The organism is Sphingopyxis panaciterrae (genome assembly GCF_011762125.1).
Lineage (GTDB): Bacteria > Pseudomonadota > Alphaproteobacteria > Sphingomonadales > Sphingomonadaceae > Sphingopyxis > Sphingopyxis panaciterrae.
The window spans coordinates 130,320-151,294 of sequence record NZ_JAASQN010000006.1 but is presented as its reverse complement, the minus strand read 5'-3'; the positions used below and the strand labels follow the sequence as shown (position 1 = coordinate 151,294).

General features: G+C 66.1%; 12 protein-coding genes. 6 read left to right on the top strand and 6 right to left on the bottom strand.

Going from position 1 to position 20,975, the window contains the following annotated elements; translation table 11 throughout:
* Nucleotides 1-89: 89 nt before the first annotated feature.
* Nucleotides 90-1,424 (top strand): protein-S-isoprenylcysteine methyltransferase, encoded by a 1,335-nt coding sequence (locus tag FHR22_RS18690; protein ID WP_166945335.1) that lies wholly within the window; start codon nucleotides 90-92, stop codon nucleotides 1,422-1,424.
* Nucleotides 1,425-1,611: 187 nt separating this feature from the next.
* On the opposite strand, the gene FHR22_RS18685 is transcribed toward FHR22_RS18690, so the two are convergent.
* The gene (locus tag FHR22_RS18685) at nucleotides 1,612-3,879 is read right to left on the bottom strand and encodes a TonB-dependent receptor (RefSeq protein ID WP_166945196.1); all 2,268 of its coding nucleotides are present in this window, start codon (nucleotides 3,877-3,879) and stop codon (nucleotides 1,612-1,614) included.
* Nucleotides 3,880-4,121: 242 nt separating this feature from the next.
* On the opposite strand from FHR22_RS18685, the gene FHR22_RS18680 reads away from it, so the two are divergent.
* Nucleotides 4,122-5,963, top strand: coding sequence for a gamma-glutamyltransferase family protein (locus FHR22_RS18680; protein ID WP_166945195.1), 1,842 nt, complete (start codon nucleotides 4,122-4,124; stop codon nucleotides 5,961-5,963).
* Nucleotides 5,964-6,154: 191 nt separating this feature from the next.
* Here the strand turns inward: FHR22_RS18680 and FHR22_RS18675 are convergent, their stop codons facing one another.
* The 4 genes from FHR22_RS18675 to FHR22_RS18660 form a co-directional block, all read right to left on the bottom strand.
* Entirely contained in the window at nucleotides 6,155-7,528 is a 1,374-nt protein-coding gene (locus tag FHR22_RS18675; RefSeq protein ID WP_166945194.1) for a glutamate--cysteine ligase, read from the bottom strand.
* A gap of 64 nt (nucleotides 7,529-7,592) precedes the next feature.
* The gene (locus FHR22_RS18670; RefSeq protein WP_166945193.1) at nucleotides 7,593-9,956 is read right to left on the bottom strand and encodes a beta strand repeat-containing protein; all 2,364 of its coding nucleotides are present in this window, start codon (nucleotides 9,954-9,956) and stop codon (nucleotides 7,593-7,595) included.
* Nucleotides 9,956-11,896 (bottom strand): proprotein convertase P-domain-containing protein, encoded by a 1,941-nt coding sequence (locus tag FHR22_RS18665; protein ID WP_341786885.1) that lies wholly within the window; start codon nucleotides 11,894-11,896, stop codon nucleotides 9,956-9,958. The genes FHR22_RS18670 and FHR22_RS18665 overlap by 1 nt, the downstream gene beginning before the upstream one ends.
* A 137-nt stretch (nucleotides 11,897-12,033) precedes the next feature.
* Nucleotides 12,034-12,774 carry a 16S rRNA (uracil(1498)-N(3))-methyltransferase gene (locus FHR22_RS18660; RefSeq protein WP_166945333.1) on the bottom strand — a complete coding sequence of 247 codons (741 nt, stop codon included), beginning with the start codon at nucleotides 12,772-12,774 and terminating at the stop codon, nucleotides 12,034-12,036.
* 239 nt (nucleotides 12,775-13,013) lie between these two features.
* Between FHR22_RS18660 and FHR22_RS18655 the strand changes: the two genes are divergently transcribed.
* The 4 genes from FHR22_RS18655 (at nucleotide 13,014) to ubiA (ending at nucleotide 17,275) form a co-directional block, all read left to right on the top strand.
* Nucleotides 13,014-15,050, top strand: a complete 2,037-nt coding sequence (locus FHR22_RS18655; protein ID WP_243853849.1) for a pilus assembly protein — start codon at nucleotides 13,014-13,016, stop codon at nucleotides 15,048-15,050.
* Nucleotides 15,047-15,643: a TadE/TadG family type IV pilus assembly protein gene (locus FHR22_RS18650; protein ID WP_166945191.1), complete on the top strand. Its 597-nt coding sequence runs from the start codon at nucleotides 15,047-15,049 to the stop codon at nucleotides 15,641-15,643. The genes FHR22_RS18655 and FHR22_RS18650 overlap by 4 nt, the downstream gene beginning before the upstream one ends.
* Nucleotides 15,640-16,296 carry a TadE/TadG family type IV pilus assembly protein gene (locus FHR22_RS18645; RefSeq protein WP_243853847.1) on the top strand — a complete coding sequence of 219 codons (657 nt, stop codon included), beginning with the start codon at nucleotides 15,640-15,642 and terminating at the stop codon, nucleotides 16,294-16,296. Before FHR22_RS18650 ends, FHR22_RS18645 begins: the two co-directional genes overlap by 4 nt.
* 70 nt (nucleotides 16,297-16,366) lie before the next feature.
* Nucleotides 16,367-17,275: a 4-hydroxybenzoate octaprenyltransferase gene (gene ubiA / locus FHR22_RS18640; protein WP_166945189.1), complete on the top strand. Its 909-nt coding sequence runs from the start codon at nucleotides 16,367-16,369 to the stop codon at nucleotides 17,273-17,275.
* Nucleotides 17,276-17,282: 7 nt separating this feature from the next.
* On the opposite strand, the gene smc is transcribed toward ubiA, so the two are convergent.
* Nucleotides 17,283-20,726 (bottom strand): chromosome segregation protein SMC, encoded by a 3,444-nt coding sequence (gene smc, locus FHR22_RS18635; RefSeq protein WP_166945188.1) that lies wholly within the window; start codon nucleotides 20,724-20,726, stop codon nucleotides 17,283-17,285.
* Between the last annotated feature and the right edge of the window lie 249 nt (nucleotides 20,727-20,975).

The following is a 20,975-nucleotide window of genomic DNA, read 5'->3' as shown; positions in this document are numbered from 1 at the left end:
TTCGCTAGAGGGACGGCGTGAACCAGACTTCCTACCTTGTCCCGCCGGCCGGTGGCGACGCCGTTTCCGTATCGGCCCCCGTCAGTCCGGTGCGGCCGCGTTCGGCGGTCAGTGCCGGGGTGGGAATCGTCGGTCTGCTTGGTCTTTTTTCCTATCTGCTGCTGGCCCGCTACGCGCCCGAGATCGCGGCCGTCCTTGGCATCGACTGGGGCAATCGCGGCCCGATGGACGGCCCCAATTCGGCGATCGCGAGCGTGCTGGCCTGCGGCGTCCCGATGGTGCTGTGGTCGGTGTTCGTCGACAAGGTCCACCGCAATCCATCGACCGGCATCGACTGGTCGCTGCGCCGGCCGTGGCGCGAGACGATCGACATCAGCCTGACCAAGCTTGCCGGCCTGTGGGCGACCTGGGCGCTGATCGCGCTCACCTATGCGACGATGCGCTATTATTGGGAGGGCAATTACGCTTTCTCGATGGACCTGCTTGAGCGGGTCGCGCCCTGGCTGCTCTTGGTGTCGGTTTTCTACATGCTGTGGCTCGACCGCCGCATGGTCGAACCGCGCGACGGTTGCTATCAATTCGGGCGCTGGCTGATCACACCCGGCCAGCCCGTCGATAGCCGCGCGATCTGGCATCATTTGCGCGCGTGGACGGTGAAGGGCTTCTTCACCGCCTTCATGCTCTCGATCGTGCCGGGCAATTTCTCGTCGCTGGTCGCGGTGCCGATGAGCGAGATCCTCGCGAATCCGTTCACGATCGGGCTGTGGACGATCAACCTCCTCTATCTGGTCGACGTCCATATCGCGACCGTCGGCTATATATTGACGCTGCGCCCGCTCGATTCGCACATCCGTACCGCCAATCCCTATGGCATGGCGTGGGTCGCGGCGCTGATCTGCTATCCGCCGTTCATCCTGATGAACGGAGGGCCGCTCGATTATCAGATCGGCGGGTCGGACTGGGGCTATTGGCTGCAGGGCCATGACAATCTGATGATCATCTGGGGCATCGTGCTCGTCGGGCTCATCTCAATCTATGCCTGGGCGACGATGGCGTTCGGCATCCGCTTTTCGAACCTGACGCATCGCGGCGTCATCACCCACGGCCCGTACAGCTTGACGCGCCACCCCGCCTATATCTCGAAGAATCTGAGCTGGTGGGTCGGGTCGATGCCCTTCCTCGTCACCGACGGCGGCTGGATCGAGGGGGTGCGCAACGTCATCCTGCTCGGCCTGGTCAGCGGGGTCTATTACTGGCGCGCGAAGACCGAGGAGAAGCATCTCCTCGGCGATCCCGCCTATCAGGCTTATTGGAACTGGGCCCAGCAGCATGCCTTCGTCCCGCGGCTGTTCGCGAAGCTGAACGGGCGGACGCAGCCGCTGATCCGGCTGGAGCCCGACGAGCGCATCGGGCCGGTGGCGTAGGGCGGGCCTGATATCACAGCCCTATGCTGTCCCATCTCCCACCGTCACCCCGGACTTGATCCGGGGTCCATAGTCGCGACCGTTGCTTGGATCCCGGATCAAGTCCGGGATGACGAAATAGGAGGGTCGGTTCGGCAGGCCGAAATAGTCCTCCCCACGGCTTTGCCGCAGGGAGGAGTTCACAAGCTTAGAACTTCACGCCCGCCTCGAGGCCCCAGATGCGGGGTTCGTTGACGTAGCTGGTCAGATTGTTGAAATCGATGCCGCCGGTCGGCGACGCATCGTTGGTGACGTTGCGGACAAAGGCCGCGACGTCGAAGCGGTCGGTGCGATAGCCGACGCGCACGCCGCCTTCGAGCAGCTTGTCGTCCGAAAATTCGACCGAGCGATAGAGGAAGAACTGGATCTTCGAGCGGTAATACCAGTCGGTGAACGCGTAGATCGCGCCATTGCCGACGGGGAATTCATAACCCGCGGTCCAGTTGACCGTCCATTTCGGCGACTGCGGCAACTGGTTGCCGTCGATCGAGAAGATGCCGGGGCTGCCCGGACGCTGCGGGTCGAGCACGGTGCACGGCGTCGCCGAGCCGCAGCCCGCGACAAAGGCGCCCGCATCGTCGATCTTGGCGACGTTCCATGCGCCGCCGACCGAGAAGGTCAGGCCCTTGGCGGGTGCCGCCTGTAGTTCGGCTTCGATGCCATGGCCCTTGGCGTCGACGTTGAGCAGGCTGGCGACGTTCGAGGTGCCGCCGACCGCGGTGAGTTGCAGATCCTTGGTGTCGAAGAAATAGCCGGTCAGGTTGAAGCGGACGCGGTTGTCGAGGAAGCTGGTCTTGATCCCCGCCTCATACGACATCGTCTCTTCCTGGTCGGCGGTCGAGATGACGCGCGAGAAGGTCAGGCGGCCCTGCACCGACGGGGCGCGATAGCCGCGTGCGACGCGGGCGTAGATGTTGAAGCCGTCCGCTGCTTCCCAGGTCGCGCTGGCGTCCCACGTCAGCAGCTTGCCCTTGACGCTGGCCGCCTGCGGCGGGACAGGCGTGTTCGGGTCGACGACGAAGATCGGCCGCGTCTCGACCGGACGCGACGCCACGAAATCGCGCGTGTCATGATTGTAGCGCGCGCCGGCCTGCAGCTTCAGCCCATTGTCGAATTCATAGTTGACCGACCCGAAGATGCCGTAAGCTTCGCTTTCCTGGCGCTGCACCGCGATCGCCGACGGGGCCGCGTCGGTCGGGCCGCCGAATTCGAAGCTCGAGATGTCGAGGTCTTCCTTGAAGTAGAAGGCGCCGAACTGATAGCCGAGCCCGCCGCTGTTGTTCGACGCGATGCGGATTTCCTGCGTGAACTGATCGAGGCTCGGCACATTGTCCTGGCTCTGCGCCTGGAACGGGATGAGGCCCGGGCCCGATTCGGGCAGGAAGACGGCGCCATAGCCGCCGTCGATGTCGCCGCGGCTGCGGAAATTGCCGTTCCAATAGGAGGTGATCGAATAAGCGGTGACCGGCCCGAAATCATATTCGAGGTTCAGCCCGACATTATAGGTGTTGAGCTTCTGGAAGTTGATCCCGTCCTGCCGCACCTTGTCGCGTTCGAATTCGGTGCCCGCGCCGCCGAGGCCGACGAGCTTGTTGCTGCCCGGCACCTGCGTGTTGGCGCGGAAGATGATCGCCGAGCCATCGTAAATGCGGACCTGGCCGGTCACGCGGCCGGTGAAGGGGCCGTTTTCATATTGCAGCTGGAGACGCGCGGCGATGTCGTCATAGCCGCCGAGATCCTTCTTCCCGGTCGTCTCGACATTGTCGACCCAGTCGTCGCGGTGCTGGTAGAGGCCCGAAAGGCGGACCGAGAAGCCGCTGTCGTCGGCGGCGCCCGCCGCGACTTCGACCTGCGACGTGCCGTAGCGGCCATAGCTGACGCGCGCGTAGCCGCCGGTCTTGCCGGGCTTGACGGTGTCGAACTTGACGATGCCGGCCGGGGTGTTGCGGCCGAACAGCGTGCCCTGCGGCCCGCGCAGCACTTCGATGCGGTCGAGGTCGAAGATCGGGAAGCCCTTGAGGATCGGGTTTTCGAGCACGACGTCGTCATAGACGACGCTGACCGGCTGCGACGCGTTGAGGTCGAAATCGGTGTTGCCGAGCCCGCGGATGTAGAAACGCGGGAAGGTGCGCCCGAACGAGCTTTCGATGTTGAGGCTGGGAACGCGGCCCGCCAGCACGCGTACGTCCGAACCGGTCGAGGTGATCGCATCGAGCGCGCCGCCCGACAGCACGCTGACCGAAACCGGCACGTCCTGCAGGCTTTCCTCGCGGCGCTGCGCGGTGACGACGATGTCGCCGAGGCCCCCTTCTTCGGCGCCGGGGGCGGTATCCTGCGCGGCGGCGGGGGCGGCCCAGCCGGCGGCGAGAATGGCGAGGACGGGGGCTATAGCGGTAGCGGAAGGAAAGTGGCGCATGGGCAAGCTTCCTGAAACAAGGTTGATGATGGGAGAGACGAAAATCAGTCGCTCTTTGGCTTTCAACGCGCGTGCGATCAATCGCCGAAGCACGTCGCGCCGACGTTCATGTCGGCAGTGTTGCGAAATTGCTGCACTTTTGAGACAAATCCGGCCCGGGTGACGGGCCATGCGGGGCCAATCGCGCCTTGCCGATCGGGCCAGCATGCCGCAGAATCGATCTTTTCAGGGGATTTGAACCCATGCGTCGTCGTACACTTCTTGCCGCCGTTCCCGCTGCCGCGTTCTTGCCGTCGGCGAGTCTCGCCCAGAGCGGCCAAGCCAAAGCCCCGCCCAAGGCGGCCGATCCGGGGCCGCCGCTGTGGGAAGCGGGGGTGGACCGGTTCGTGCGGCCCGATGTCCAGGGCGGCGACCGGCCGGTCGGGGCGAGCTTTGCATCGCGCACCGCCGCCTATGGCCTCCACGGCGCAGCGGGCACCGCGCAGCCGCTCGCGACGCAGGCGGGGATCGACATATTGAAGCGCGGCGGGTCGGCGGTCGACGCGGCGATTGCGATCAACGCCTGCCTCGGCCTGCTCGAACCGACCGCGAACGGCATCGGCGGCGACGTCTATGCGATGATCTGGGATCCCAAGACGAAGAAACTCGCCGGACTGGCGGGATCGGGAAAGAGCCCGCGCGCGCTCGACCTTGCGACGGTGCGGTCGCGTGCCAAGGGCGGGACCTTGCCCGCCTATGGCGCGATCAGCGTGTCGGTGCCCGGCGCGGTCGACGGCTGGTGGACGATGCACCAGCGTTACGGCAAGCTGCCGTGGAAGGAGCTGTTCGAGCCCGTCATCGCGCATGCCGAGGCGGGGGCGCCGGTGCCCGACATGATCGCTTATTATATCCGCCGCAGCCTTGCGGGCTTTCGCCAGCCGGGACGCGGGATCGAGGAAGTGGGCAATGCGCTGCGCACCTATGGCCTGGGCGACGGCAAGGGGCCGGCGGCGGGGCAGGTGTTCCGCAACCCCGACCTCGCGCGCACCTTCCGCGCCATTGCCGAGGGCGGGCGCGACGCTTTTTACACCGGCGAAATCGCCCGCACGATCGATGCCTATTTCAAGCGGATCGGCGGCTGGCTGCGCTACGAGGATCTCGCAGCGCACAAATCCGAATGGATCGACCCGGTGAAGACGGGCTATCGCGGCACCAACGTCTATGCGCTCGGCGCCAACACGCAGGGGATCGCGACCTTGCAGATGCTCAATATCCTCGAGCATTTCGACCTGAAAGGGGCGGGCTTCCAGTCGGCGCTGTCGATCCATCTGCAGGCCGAGGCCAAGCGCCTCGCCTATGAGGATCGCGCGCGCTACTATGCCGATCCGCATTTCGCCAAGGTGCCGGTCGAATGGCTGGTGTCGAAGGACTATGCGGCGGAACGCGCCAAGCTGATCCGCCCCGACCGGCTGCTGTCACCGGTCTATCCGGGGCAGGCGCCGAGCCGCGGCGACACCACCTATTTCAGCTGCGCCGACAAGGACGGCATGATGGTGTCGATGATCCAGTCGAACTTCCGCGGCATGGGATCGGGGCTCGTTGCCGACGGGCTGGGCTTCATGTTCCAGGACCGCGGGCAATTGTTCAGCCTCCAGGACGGGCATCCCAATATCTATGCGCCGGGCAAGCGGCCGTTCCAGACGATCATCCCGGGCTTCGCGGCGCGCGGCGATGAACCGTGGATGAGCTTCGGCGTGATGGGCGGCGACATGCAGCCGCAGGGGCAGGCGCAGATCATCATCAACCGCGTCGATTATGGCCTGGAGATTCAGGCGGCGGGCGATTCGCCGCGCTGGCACCATGAAGGGTCGTCCGAGACGATGGGCGAGGATGCGCCGGGGCTGGGCGCCAACGGCTTGCTGCGGCTCGAAAGCGGGGTGCCCGAGGCGAGCCGGCGGCAGCTCGCCGATATCGGCTGGACGCTGGGTGAGCCCGATGGCGGGTTCGGGCGCTATCAATGCGTCGAGCATCGCATGGATGGCGACACGCGCGTGTATGCGGCGGCGAGCGAAATGCGCGCCGACGGGTGTGCGCTGGCCTATTGAGATGGTGTGGGGAAGATCGGCGTTCGGCTGGGAGTGGATGTTCCCCCTTTTTCGTCACCCCGGACTTAATCCGGGGTCCCGCTTGCCTTCGAGAACTTTGGAAGCCCGCGAAAAAGCGGGATCCCTGGCCATGCCCGGGATGACGAAGGTGGGTGAAGTAACGTCCCCTCCTCACCCCAACCCGTCGTGCTTCAGAAGCTCAGTTCGTCATAGATCTTCGACAGGTCGTGGTTCCACGGCCCTTCATAGCGGTCGAGCAGGTCATGCGCGGGGGATTTGCCGTTCTTGGCGATGCGGCGGAGCGGTTCGAGGAAGCCGACTTCATTGTCGCCCATCGAATTGACCTCGCCGCGCGCGGCGAGCCCTGCCGCCGCAATATCGAGCACCCGGTGGGCGAGTTCGCCGAGCGTGCCGCCGCCGGGGGCGGGGGCGTCGAGCCCCTCGCTCGGCACCGCGTCGCGCAGCGCCTGCTGCTCCTCGATGCTCCAGCCCTTGACGAGATCCCAGGCGGCGTCGAGCGCCCCTTGGTCATAGAGCAGCCCGACCCACAGCGCCGGTAGCGCGCAGATGCGGTTCCACGGGCCGCCGTCGGCGCCGCGCATTTCGAGGAAGCTTTTGAGGCGCACTTCGGGGAAGGCGGTCGAAAGATGGTCGTTCCAGTCGGAGAGGCGCGGTTTTTCGCCGGGGAGCGCGGGGAGTTCGCCTTTCAGGAAGTCGCGGAAGCTCTGCCCCGCGGCGTCGATATATTTGCCATCGCGGAAGACGAAATACATCGGCACGTCGAGCATATAGTCGATATAGCGCTCGTAGCCGAAGCCATCGTCGAACACGAAGGGCAGCATGCCAGTGCGCGCGGGGTCGGTGTCGGTCCAGATATGGCTGCGGTACGACATATAGCCGTTGGGCTTGCTCTCGGTGAAGGGCGAGGCGGCGAAGAGCGCGGTCGCGAGCGGCTGGAGCGCCAGCGACACGCGGAATTTCTGCACCATGTCGGCCTCGCTCATATAATCGAGGTTGGTCTGGATGGTGCAGGTGCGCAGCATCATGTCGAGCCCCATCGTGCCGACGCGCGGCATATGACCCAGCATGATCTTGTAGCGCCCCTTGGGCATGATCGGCAGCTCGGCGCGCGTCTTGTCGGGCCACATGCCCAGCCCGAGGAAGCCGAGCCCGAGCTCGGCGCCGATTTCCTTCACCTGCTTCAGATGGCGGCCGGTCTCGGCGCAGGTCTGGTGAAGATTTTCGAGCGGGGCGCCTGACAGTTCGAGCTGACCCGCCGGTTCGAGACTGACCGCGCCGTCGCTGCCCGACAGGGCGATGACGTTCCCGCCCTCATAGACCGGCTCCCAGCCATAGCGGGTGAGCGCCATGAGCAGGTCGCGAATGCCGCCGGGCTCATCATAGCCCGGCGCGCGGTGGTCGGCGGTGCGATAAACGAATTTCTCGTGCTCGGTGCCGATGCGCCAACGGTCCCTGGGTTTTTCGCCCTTGATCATGGGGGCCGCGAGCTCGCTCGCATTTTCGACGATGGGATCGTTGCTGTCCGAGGCGGTTCGCGTGCTCATCGCGCGCATTTAGACGGTTCGGTATAGAATGCAATCGGCTGTTGAAGCCGCTCGCTCGGTCCCCCTATTTCACCATCGCGCGAAGGTTGATCGTAAAGCTCGATCCCGGCGCCATGCTGCCTTTGGGATTGACGCGGACGTGGGTGACATTGGTGTCGACACCGTTCGCATCGGCGGTCGGCACATAGGTCCAGCTGGCGCCGCCATTGTTCGAGAAGCTGAGGTCGTCGGCGGTGTTCGCCAGGCTGGTGAAGGCGTAGGTCAGGCCGCTGCCGCCCGGTGCGAAGGCGATCGGGCCGGGCCCGGGCGCATAGGTGCCGACGAACAGGCTGAGGTTCGCGGGGATCGCGTCGGTGACGATGACGCTGCCCGCCGTCGGTGCTGTGCCCGCCGGGGCGCTTACGGTGATGCTGTAATCGGCGAAGCCGCCGGGGATCAGCTTGGGATTCGTCGTGCCGTTCACCGGATCGCTGTAGGCGGCCGAGGTCTTGGCGATCGTCAGCGGCAGGACATAGGCATTGGTGTAGGTGCAGACGGTCGCGGTGGTGCTGGGCGCGATCGTCAGCGTGCGGCCGGTGGCGCCGCTGGCGAGCGGGCTGCCGCCGGTGCATTCGACGGTGGCGTTATAGAGGGCGGCAGACGCGCCGCCGCCATAGGTTTCGGCGGGCAGGGTGACGATATCGCCGGCGCGCATTATGACCAGCGCGCCGTTGGTCGCGGCGGGCGCGGTCGAACTGAAGTTGGCATTGGCGGTGCCGCCGCTGGTCGTTGCGCTCGCGGTGTGGCCGCTGGTGGCGCCCGACCATAGTTTGGCGAGCCGCAATTGCTGCAGGATACGGCTGTTGGTGAAGGTGCAGACGATCGCGGTGTCGGCGGGGTTCACCGTCAGCACCGCGCCCGCGAGCGCGGTGGCGTTGCCGGTGCAGGCAAGCGTCTGGTTATAGTTGGCGGCGCTGCCGACGGTAAAGGTTTCGGCGAGCGTCGCGCTTTCGGCGGCATAGACGGTGACCGCGGCGTTGGTGTCGGTCTCGCTCGCGCTGTTCGCGACCGAGGCGAGGCTGGCGTCGTTGGTGAAGCCGTCGGTCGCGACGGTGACGGCATTGGTCGTCTGGGCGTTCGTCCATGTCTTGCGCATGACGAGCGTCGCCGATTTGCGGCTGTTGGTGAAGGTGCAGGTCAGCGAGGTGCCCGACGGCATCGTCACGGTGCGGCTGAGCCCGCTGCCCGATGTCGCGACCACGGCGTTGTCGCTGTTGCGCCGGCATTCGATGCTGCTGTTGTAATTCGCCGCCGACCCGGCCGTGAAAGCCTCGGTCAGCGTCAGCGTCGCGCCGGCAACGGCGACAGTGGTGGCGTTCGTCGCGCTGCCGCCGACGGTCGAAGTGCCGGCGGTGGGGAGAAGGCCGCCGCTGATCGACAGGCCGACCGCGTCACCCGCAATGCCGTTTGTCCAGCTTTTCGCGAGCACGACGGGCGAATCATTGTCGGTGATCGTATAAGTGCTTGCCGTCCGCGCCGTGCCGCCGCAGCTCGCGGTGCTCGCAACGGTGTAGCCGGTGCCGCTGTTCAGCGCGATCTGGATCGTTTCGCTGCCCTCGTTGGCGGCGTCGTCGACGATCTGGATACCCAGCGGAACGGTGGTGTTCTGATAGGTGCCGGCGGGGATAGTGACGGTGAAGCTCGCGCCGCCGCCGGGGGTGGTATAGTCGGTGCCGCGCGTCGCGGTGCCGCCGGTGATGCTGACGTTGACCGTGCGCGCCGTCGCCAGCGTGCCGTTGATGAGCAGCGCGGGCAGGTTCGCCGTGGGGATCGATTCGACCCCGGACGCGGTCGCCGCCGACAGCTCGACGAAGGGGTTGAGCGTGATGCGGATGTCGTCGAGGAAATTGCCGATGCTGCCCGCGTCGGTGGTGATGAACTGGACGCGCTGGACCCCTGACGCACCGCTATAGGTCGTCGACCCCGAGTTGACGTTCCAGACATTGTTGACCGTCGACGACTGGGTCGCGAGATTCTGGATCATCGTCCCGCCGCTGGTCGCGACCTGGAAGCGCGCGGTCTGCGTCGCCGGGCCGCCCGAACGCGCCCGGTGCGCAAAGGTCCAGCCGATGGTCTCGCCGTTCACCATGCAGATATTCTGATAGAGCGCGCCGGGGACATTGGCGTTCATTTCGGCAAAGACCGACCCGGCATAGGCGGGGACGCTCTGGAAACCCGTGTCCCATAATTCGATCTCGCCCGACGCCGAATCCCAGCCGGTCACCGACCCGTTGGCGTAAATCTGGTAATTGGCGGCGCCCGGTCCTTGCGGGTCGTTCGCCTCGAACGACGGGTTGACGATGACGCGCTGCGCCGCGGCGGGCGCGGCGGCGCCCAGCGCTGCCAGCAGACACATGCAGAAACGGAGGAGGCAGAGCGTCGAGGGCATCAGTTGAGCGTCACGTTAAAGGCGACCGCAATCGCGGCGGCGGGAGCAAGCGTCGGCGCGGTGGCCGAAATCGTTGTTGCGGCGAACGACGCGCCGAACGGATCGCTTTCGTCGGCGCCGCTGGCATTATCGTCTTCGGCCGTCGTTGCGCCGGCACAGTCGGTGCCGCTGCGCAGCGATCCCGGAACATAGGTCACCGTCGGCGGCAGCGGATCGGCGGCGACGACGCCGGTCGCGGTGCTGCTGCCGTTGTTGGCGACGAGCAGGCAATAGCGCAGCGTCGCGCCGGGGATCGCCTTGGGATTGGTCGTACCGTTGACGGGATCGCTGACGATGCTGCTGGTCTTGGCGATCGCGAGATTGCCGACGGGGCGGCAGAAGCTGATGTCGTGGATCGCCATGCCCTGCTGCCCCGGGTTGGCGGGTGCGATCGCGTGGCTGCCATATTCGATCGTGATGCTGTCGACCGGCGCGTTGAAGGTCACGGTCACCGTGCCGTTCGCGCTCGTGTCGGCGGACAGCACATCGCCATAAGCGCTGTTGCCGATGACATAGTTGGTGACGCCGTTGGTCAGCACCGGATAGACGGCCGTGCCGTTGAAGCTGCCGGTCACGGTGACGCGATCGGCGAACTGGCCCGACGAATAATCGACGTCGAAGAGGCGGAACTGGACTCCCGGAACCGCGGTCGGCAGCGTCATCGTCGTGGTGACGGTGCCCGCCTGGCTGGTGAAGTCGACGAGCTGGAAAAGCGAATATTGCGCCGGCGACAGCCCGCCGGTGACGGCGTTCTGGCGCGTCGGCGATTGGCCGCCATAGGTCGCGTTGCTGAGGAAGCTGCCGCCGCTGATCGCGATGCCGAAAGTCATCGTGCCGATACCGGTGAGCGCGTAACTGCCGCTCGTCGCGCTCGCCGACCAGCTGACGCTGTCCCAATCGTGGATCGTCGTGAGCGCCGGGCAGGTCAACGCGGGCGCGATGCCCGCGGTGCGCGTCCCCGATACGGTGAAACTCGCCGCAGCACCGTCATCCTCGCCCGCCGCGCCGTTGCCCGGCGTCGAATCGGCATCATAAGCCGAAGAGGCGCTGACCTCGGCATTGTTGGTGACGGTGGCGCCCGAGGTCGCGGTGACCGTCCCGCTGATCGTCAGCGTGCGCGTCGTGCCGGGCGCGATGCTGCCGACCGTCCACACGCCGGTGCCGCTGCTGTAACTGCCGAACCCCGAGGCGCCGGTGAAGCTGAAACCCGCGGGCAGGCTGTCCTGCACCGTCACGCCGGTGGCGGTGAGCGGCGAGCCGCCGGCGTTGGTCACGCTCAGCACGAAATTGACGCTGGCCCCGAAGGCGGGCGAGGCGTAGCTGACCGTCTTCGTCAGCGACAGGTCGGCATAGTTGGCCGGCATGCTCGTCAGATACAGGTCGGCGCGGGTGAAGCTGCCGTTATCCGACGAGGGAAATTGGTCGCAGATTTCAAGCCGCCAGGTCCCGGCGCCGTTCTGGCCGTTGAAGGCCGACAGCGCGGCGTTGGGCCTGAACTGATTCTGATAGGGCGGCGCGCTGGTCGAATGGGTGACCGTATTGCCGTCGGTGTTGACGGTCTGCGATGCATCATCGTCGAGCCGGACGTTGAAATTGTCGCCCGACAGATTGTCGGTGTCGCCGTTGACCAGCTGGACGCGCGTGCCCGCGGGCGATTGCAAGGTGAGACGAAGGTCGCCGCGCCATGTGTGGCTGGCGAGGACACCGATATCGACATCGGCGACGACATAGCTGGCCGCTACCGTGAAATTGCGCACCAGGGGGGCGGCACAGGTGGTGGTTCCGTTGATCGCGCCCGATGCGGTGTTGCTGTAGGTGGTGGTGGTTTGCGCCTGTAATGGCGCAGCGACGAGACCGGCCGCCAAGCAGGCGAGCGTCATCAACGCTCGCAAAAGCTGCACATACTGGTCCCCACACCAGCAAGTTCGGCTCTGGTCCCGCCGCTGCATGGGCCCTCTATGCCGCGGCTGTGGCTAACGGCGGGTTAAGATTGACAAGATTGTACCATTATTGTGCCGGACGGGGACAATATCGGGGGTCAGCGCCAGTCGCCGTGACGCGCCATCCACAGGCTGGTCGCGGCGATCGCGGCGGTTTCGGCGCGCAAGATGCGCGGGCCGAGCGCGATGCGCCGGACGGCGGGGCAATCGAGCAACAGTGCGCGCTCGCGTTCGGTAAAGCCGCCCTCGGGTCCGGTAAGGATCGCGGCGGAAGCGGGCGCATCGACCGATAAGACGGGCGTGCCCCCGGCCTCGTCGGCGAACAGCAAGGCGCGCGCCGCCGGCCAGTCCTTCAGCAGCGCGGGCAGCTTGACCGGGTCGGCGAGCGTGGGGACTGCGGTGCGTCCGCATTGCTCGCACGCCTCGATGATCTGCGCCGCGAGCCGCTCGGTCTTGACCCGCTCGACGATCGTCCGCTCGGTGATCACCGGCTGGAGGCGTGCGACGCCGAGTTCGGTCGCTTTCTCGATGATCCAGTCGAGCCGTGCCTTCTTGACCGGCGCGAAACAGAGCCAAAGGTCGGGCACGGGTTCGAGCGGGCGGGTCTGTCGCTCGATCGCCAGCGACAGCGATCTTTTCCCGATCCCGGCGATCGTCGCCAGCCATTCGCCGCTGCGATTGTCGAACAGCAGCAAGGGATCGCCGGTTTTCAGCCGCATGACGTGGAGCAGATAATGCGCGGGGGGGCCGTCGATGACGGGCGTCGCGCCCGCTTCCAGCAGTTGGTCGACGAACAGGCGGGGGGTGCTGGCGGGCGGCCAGGCGGGTGTTGCGGGCATGGCGACCGGATAGCAGAATGCGATTCCTTGTGCATCCACCGCGATGAAACGGAGCATCTGTCCTGAAACGGGTCAATCCGGCCGTTTCGCGGTGACGGGCCGCTGAGCCGATTAGCCATTTGGTAAGCAGTTTTCCCCTAGTGCGACACAACCAGTCACGCGTCCGCACGGGCCGCCGGTCTGGTCGAAGAGGGGTTTTGACCATGGGTGGGACCATATTCAGCCGTCTGCGGCGGGACATGAAACGGCTTGCGCGCGACCAGCGCGGCAATGCCCTTATCCTGACCGCCGCCGCACTGGTGCCGATCATCGCCATCGTCGGTTCGGCCGTCGATATCGGGCGCGGCTATATGGCGCAGCTTCGCCTGCAGCAGGCGTGCGACGCGGGGGTGCTCGCCGGGCGGCGTTCGATGGCCGCCGGCACCTATGGCGACACGGCGAAGGCCGAAGCCACCAAGATGTTCAATTTCAACTATCCCGGCAACATGTACGGCAGCACCGATGTGGTGTTCACCACGCAGAAGCTGACGGGAACGACCGACGTCAGCGGGACCGCGACCGCGCGCGTGCCCACGGCCATCATGTATATATTCGGCACCAGCCGGTTCAATCTGGTGGTGAACTGTTCCGCAAAGCTCGAGATTTCCAACACCGACGTGATGCTCGTCCTCGACGTCACGGGATCGATGGAAGAGAAGACGAGCGACGGCAAGACGCGGATGCTGGCGATGCAGAACGCCGCAAAGCTGTTCTTTACGACGATGACGAGCACGAATGTCGGCGACGGCCGGTTGCGCTTCGGCATGGTTCCCTATGCCTCGACGGTCAACGTCGGCGAAATTCTTCGTGCGAAAAATCCGGCGTGGCTGTCGGATTATACGCTGCTGCCCTCACGTTCGCCGATCACCAAGCTGACCTGGACGGGCACCTCGGCGCCAGCCGCAGTCACGGGCGGGACGACGGCCGATTCGGCGTGGACGAACATAATTCCGATCAGCGGTTTTACCAATTCGACCGACTGTTCCGCGCTGTCGCCGCCCGCCGACAGCGCCCCTACGGCGACGGCGACCCCGGGCATGAACCGGACGGCGCGTCTCGTCGATCCGTCGGACACGCGCGTCTATTCGGACGATACCGGCAAGATCCATTATTATTATAATTACCGCTATACCTATACGAGCAGCAAATGCTGGCTGCAGCAGCGGAAGCGAACCTATACGCAGACGACCGCGGCGGCGAAGCCCAGTTTGGCGTTCCGCAACCAATATCGGTACGAGGATCGCCTGTTCGACGTATCGGCGCTCAAGACGGCGGGCGGCGAGATAACCGTCGACACCGGCAGCTCGGGCACGAACAAGACCTACAAGTGGAGCGGCTGTATCGTCGAACGGCAGACCAGTCCGTTCGCATCGACGGCGTCCCCGCCTGCGGAGGCGCTCGACATGGACGTCGATACGGTGCCGACTGCCGATGAAGCGACCAAATGGCGGATGTATATCCCTGAAATCACCTACCCGCGCGCGATCAGCTATAATAACTCGGTCCCCTATTTTGCAGTGGATTCGAAAAATTCGTCGCGCGGCATCGCGGCGGTCGACAAACAGGTGCTGACGGTGAACAGCAGTTTCGTATCGGCCGACGGCACCAAAGAGGGCAATTGGATGCCCTATCCATCCTATTGGTCGCAGGGCGGCGGGGTTTGTCCGGCTGCCGCCAAGAATATGACGGAAATGACCGCTGCCGATCAGACGACGTTCGACGAGGATTGGATCGACAAGCTGGAGCCGCTCGGCGGGACTTATCACGATGCCGGCATGGCATGGGGAATCCGCCTGCTGTCGCCGGTCGGACTGTTCGCTGCGGAAAACACCTACGTCAAGAACGAGCGTCCGATCTATCGCCACATCATTTTCATGACCGACGGCGAGATGGCGCCCAGCATGCGCAATTTTTCGACCCAAGGTTATGAATATCTGATGCAGCGCGTCGGCGGGTCGTTCAACATGACCAGCGGCGAACAGATGGCACGGCACAACAACCGGTTCAGCCGGCTGTGCGAGATCGCCAAGGACGAAAATCACAATATCACGATTTGGGTGATCGGGTTCGGCGTCAACCTGAACGCGCAGCTCATCAACTGTGCATCGCCGGGCGACGGCGCTGCGGATGCCGGCGGCGTCAGCAAAAATGCCTTTCAGACCAACAGTTCGACCGAGCTGGAGAATATCTTCAAATCGATCGCCGGCAAGATTTCGCGGTTGAGGTTGTCGCAATGACGCGCCGTTTCCTCTTCGCGCATCGTCTCGGCCGCCACGAGCGGGGTGTGGCCGCCATCGAATTCGCACTGACGGGACCGGTCTTCCTGCTGTTGCTGATGGGCATCTTCGACTACAGCTGGCAATTCTACGCCCGGCAGGTGCTGCAGGGTTCGGTGGCGAAGGCGGCGCGCGATTCGACGCTCGAAATCAATGCCAAATCGCAGTCCAAACTCGACGAGCGCGTCCGCTATGCCGTGCATAATGTCTTCCCGAACGCCGAAGTCAGTTTCTCGCGCAAGGCTTATGACAATTTCGACGACGTCGGAAATCCTGAACCATTCAAGGACAATAACGGCAACAAGGTGCGCGATTCGAACGAATGTTTCGAGGATATCAACGGCAACGGTGTGTGGGACAGCGATCGCGGACGTACCGGCAACGGCGGCGCCGACGATATCGTGCTCTACACTGCCTCGATGAAGATCAAGCGCGTGCTGCCGGTGTGGCGATTGCTGGGGCAGCCGCAGGAATCGACGATGACCGCGACGACGGTGCTCCGGAACCAGCCGTTCAACACCGGCTCCGATGCCGATCCGGTGAAATGCAAATGACCATCGCAGCGACAAAGCTGTGCCGCATCGCGATCCGATTGCTGCGCGAAAGCCGCGCCGCGATCATGATCGAGATGGCTTTCGCCATCCCTTTGCTGGTGCTGATCGGTTTCGGCGGCCTGGAGATCGCGAATCTGGTGCTGGCGCACACGCGAATCAGCCAGATGGGGTTGAGCGCCGCCGACAACGCCGCGCGCGTTGCCTATGGCAGCAGCTTGTCGCAGTCGCAGATTCGCGAGCGCGACATCAACGACCTCCTGGCAGGAGTCGAAAAGCAGGGTGGCAGCCTGAACTTCAAATCGCGTGGGCGCATCATTCTCTCGAGTCTCGAGCGCAATACCTCCGGCGGCCAGTGGATTCACTGGCAGCGTTGCTACGGCGGCCTCGCGGTTTCGTCGAGCTACGGCAAGCAGGGTGACGGCGCGACGGGGACCAGCCTTGACGGCATGGGCCCGCCGGGACGGAAGGTCGCGGCGTCGAACGGGACTGCCGTGATGTTCGTCGAGATCGTTTATGACTATCAGCCGCTCGTCTATGGCAAAGTCGTCGGCAACAGGCGAATTCGATCGACCGCCGCCTTCAATATTCGCGAAGGGCGGAATCTGTCGAAAGTCTTCAACGACGAAAAGGCGACCGTATCGAGCTGTCCCTGAGCAGGGCAAGTCAGGCCAATCCAATCAGCCATTTATCGAAAGCGCCCGGGCTGCTATCGGGCGTCGGCCGATGACTGCGACCCATCTCCCCGACAGCCAGCATCAGGGGCTCGTCGCCTTGCTTCCCGCGAGCGTGCGGCCTTATGCACTGCTCGCGCGCTTCGACCGGCCGATCGGCTGGTGGCTGCTTTACTGGCCCTGCGCCTTCGCGCTGGCGCTCGGCGGCGGGGCGATCAGCCATTGGCCGCTGTTTCTCTGGCTGCTGCTCGGCGCGATCGCGATGCGCGGCGCGGGCTGCGTCTATAACGATATCGTCGATCGCGACCTCGACGCGAAAGTGGCGCGCACCGCGTCGCGGCCGGTGGCGAGCGGTGCGGTGTCGGTGCGGGGTGCCCTGCTGTGGACATTGTTCCTGTCGCTCGTCGGCCTGTTCGTGCTGCTCCAGCTTCCCCGCCCGGCGCAGATCGTCGCGCTGGCGAGCCTGATCCTCGTCGCCGCCTATCCGTTCATGAAGCGCATCACCTGGTGGCCGCAGGCGTGGCTGGGCCTGGTGTTCAGCTGGGGCGCGCTCGTCGCGTGGGTGGCGGTCGGCGGGCAGGCCGGGCTCGCCCTGCCTTTGCTCTATGCTGGCTGCATCGCGTGGGTGATCGGCTATGACACCATCTACGCGCTGCAGGATATCGAGGATGATATGGCCGTCGGCGTGAAATCGAGTGCGCGCGCGATGGGCGGACAGGTCCGCGGCGGCGTCGCCCTTTGCTATGGGACGGCGCTGGTGCTGTGGGCCGGGGCGCTGTGGGCGGTGCGGCCCGACCCGCTGGTGTTCATCGCCTTGCTTCCCGCCGCGGTGCATTTCGCCGGGCAGGTGGTCACGCTCGAGCCCGCCAACGAGGCCGATGCGCTCGCCAAGTTTCGCAGCAACCGTTTTGCCGGCCTGCTGATCTTCGCCGCGATGCTGGTGGTCGGCAGCGCGCCTTAGGGCCCCGTTACTCCGCCGCGAGCAGCTCTTCGGCGCCGCCGAGGTCGACCGAGACAAGGCGGCTGACGCCCTTTTCGATCATCGTCACCCCGAACAAACGATGCATGCGCGCCATCGTCACCGCATTGTGGGTGACGATCAGGTAGCGCGTGTTGGTCTCGCGGCTCATGCGGTCGAGCAGGTCGCAGAAACGCTCGATATTCGCGTCGTCCAGGGGCGCGTCGACCTCGTCGAGGACGCAGATCGGCGCGGGGTTGGTAAGGAAGAGGCCGAAGATCAGCGCGACCGCGGTCAGCGCCTGCTCGCCGCCCGACAGCAACGTCAGCGTGCCCAGCCGCTTGCCTGGCGGCTGTGCCATGATTTCGAGGCCTGCTTCGAGGGGATCGTCCGAATCGACGAGCTCCAGATGCGCCTGGCCGCCGTTGAACAATGTCGTGAACAGCCGCTGGAAATGCTCGTTCACCGTCTCGAACGCCGCGAGCAGGCGGACGCGGCCCTCGCGGTTGAGATTGCCGATCGATCCGCGCAGGCGATTGACCGCCTGGGTCAGTTCCTCGATTTCGCCGGCGCTCTTCTCGCGCTCGGTATCGAGTATGGCGAGTTCGTCGGCAGCGACGAGGTTGACCGGGCCAAGTCGCTCGCGGTCGGCGATCAGCCGGTCGTGCTGCGCGGACTCGTGCACGGCATCGCTGACCGAGTCGCTTTCGAAGCCGGCCTTTTGCGGCAACAGCGGCGGCGGACATTCGAAGCGCTCGCCCGACAGGCGGCCCATTTCGATGCGGCGCAGTTCGGCATTTTCGGAGCGCGCAGCCGCACCGGCGCGGGTCTCGCGCGCCGCCGCGACGCGCTCGCGGATCGCGGTCAGCGCGGTTTCGGCTTCGCGCAGCGCGGCTTCGGCCTCGCGCTCCTGCGCTTCGGCGGCGGCGACCTTGTCGCGCCGGTCCGCTTGCTGCGTTTCGGCGGCGAGGCGCTGCGCCGCCAGCTTTTCGGGGACATCGGCCAGCTTGGCGGCTTCGGCGGCGAGCGCTGCGGCGCGCTTGTCCATTTCGGCGACGCGGCGCGCCGCCTCGCCCGCGCGCGCCTTCCAGCTTCTGATCTCGGCGGTGACGACCGCCTGCCGTTCGCTGAGGCCGGCGAGGGCGCGATCGTGCGCGGCGAGCGCGTCGCGCGCGTCCGCGGCGTTGGTGCGCGCCCGGTCGGTCGCCGCTTCCTCGCCATCGAGCGCGGCGCGCGCGATGCTGTCGTCGGGGAGCGCGGCCAGCGCGGCGTCCTGCACGGCGAACGCGTCGGCGGCCTCTTTCGCGGCTTCGGCGATCTCGGCGAGACGGCGGTCGAACAGCGCCGCGGCATCGTGGTGGCGATCGAGCGCGGCCTGCGCCTGATCGGCGGCGCGTAGCGTGGTACGCCGGGCTTCGTCGGCCTGCGCCAACCCCTTGCGCGCCGCGCCGGCCGCTTCGGCGAGTTCGGTGGCTTTGGCGGCGGCGGCGTCGCGCCGGTCGCACAATTCCTGCACACCAAGTTCGACTTGGGGGCGCTGTGCCGCGAGCGCTTCGAGGCGGTTCTGGCGTTGCAGCCGCTCGGTCGCGGTCGCGCCGTCGCCGCGCGTCACGAAGCCGTCCCAGCGGCGCATCACGCCGTCGTGCGTGACGAGCCGCTGCCCGACCGCGAGCGGCTGGCCACCGTCGGTGTCGGCGACCGCGACCTGCGCGAGGCGGCGGGCCAGCGCGGCGGGCGCCTGCACGAAATCGGCAAGTGATTGTGTCCCGGCGGGCAGCGCAGGGTCGCCCTTGGCCCGATCGGCGCCGCCCCAGCTGCGCGCGGCGTCCTTTGCGGTGCCCGCGTCGAGATCGTCGCCGAGCGCGGCGGCGAGTGCGGCCTCATAGCCCGGGGTGACGCGAAGCTGGTCGAGAATGCGGTCGTCGCCGCTCTTTGCGGCGGCGAGCGCGCGTTCGAGCGTCGCGGCCTCGCCGTCGAGCGCGGCCAGCGCGGCGCGCGCTTCGGCAAGGCCCGCTTCGATGGTGGCCAGGGCGGCGGCGGTGGCTTCGCGGTCGGCCTCGGCCTCCTGCAAGGCGGTTTCGGCCGTGGCGATCGCGGCTTCGGCATCGACGGCCGCGCTGGCACTCTCTGCCTGTGCGGCCGTCAGCGCTGCGCTGTCGCCGAGCGCGGCCACCTCGGCGTCGACGCGTGCCTTGTCGTTTGCGACGCGGCGCACCGCGGCTTCGGCGGTGTCGCGCGCCGACACGGCGATGCGGCGGTCGGCAGCTTCGCTCGCCGCCTTGGCGCGCGCTTGGGCGAGCGCGACCTCGGCATCGCGGAGACGCGCCTGTGCGGCCTGATTGGCGTCGACGAGCGCCGCCTTGCTGGCGCCATGCGCCGCGATGTCCTGCGCCAGCGTCTTGCTCTCGGCATCGAGCCCGGTCAGCGCCGCATGCGCCTCGCGCGCGAGTTCGCCTTCGCGGGTCCGGTCGTCGGCGAGCCGCGCCTGTTGCGCCGCCAGATCGTCGAGCCTCTGGCGCGCCGCGCGCTCCTCGCCCTGCAGCCGGACGAGCGTCGCGGTGGCTTCGGCGAGGGCGTCGCGCTGCGCCTGCGCCTCGGCGCGCGCGGTGCCGACGCGTGTCGCGACCGCAACCTGCGCCGCGGAGATGGTTTCGAGCTCGTCCTGCGCGGTCTTTACCGCGGCTTCGGCGGCATCGGCGTCGCGCCGCGCCTGATCGGCGGCGGCCGCGGCGTCGCGCCAGCGCGCATAGATCAGCCGCGCCTCGGCGATACGGATGTCGTCGGAAAGCTTCTTATATTTCTCCGCCGCGCGCGCCTGGCGGCGCAGCGCATTGGCGCGCACCTCCATATCGCCGACGATTTCGGACAGGCGGGTCAGGTTGGTTTCGGTCGCGCGCAGTTTCTGTTCAGCATCCTTGCGGCGCACGTGCAGTCCGGCGATGCCCGCCGCTTCCTCCAGCATCGCGCGACGGTCGGTCGGTTTCGCCGCGATGACATTGGCGATCTTGCCCTGGCTGACCAGCGCCGGGCTGTGCGCGCCGGTCGCGGCGTCGGCAAAGATCAGCGCGACGTCCTTGGCGCGCACGTCGCGGCTGTTGGCGCGGTACGCCGATCCGGCGCCGCGTTCGATGCGGCGGATGATTTCCAGCTCATGCCCGTCGCTCGCGTCGGACAAGCCCGCGACGATCGCACCTTCGGTATCGCAATGGATCGCAACCTCGGCAAAGTCGCGCGACGGCCGCGTCGAGGTGCCGGCGAAGATGACATCTTCCATCCCGCCGCCGCGCATCGATTTGGGCGAGGATTCGCCCATCACCCAGCGGATCGCCTCGAGCAGGTTCGACTTGCCGCAGCCATTGGGACCGACGACGCCGGTCAGCCCGGGCTCGATGCGCAGCTCGGTGGGTTCGACGAAGCTTTTGAAACCGGTCAGGCGCAGCCGTTTTATCTGCACGGAAGGCTCCCGTGCAGCGGGGCGAATCGCGATGGATGCAACCTGACTGTCACATTTCCCCCTTGGCTGCCGTCATGCCGCGCCGCCGGAGGAGTCGCAAGGGGGTGCGAACGGTACCGATATTTTCAATCGCTTAGCAGCGCGGCCATGCCTGGCCGGCTGCCGGCAAGGCAACGTCCCGTTAACCATAATGCAAGGCCTGTCATCGTAATTTCACATGCGCCTCCGCTTTTCCCTTGCGGCGGGGCG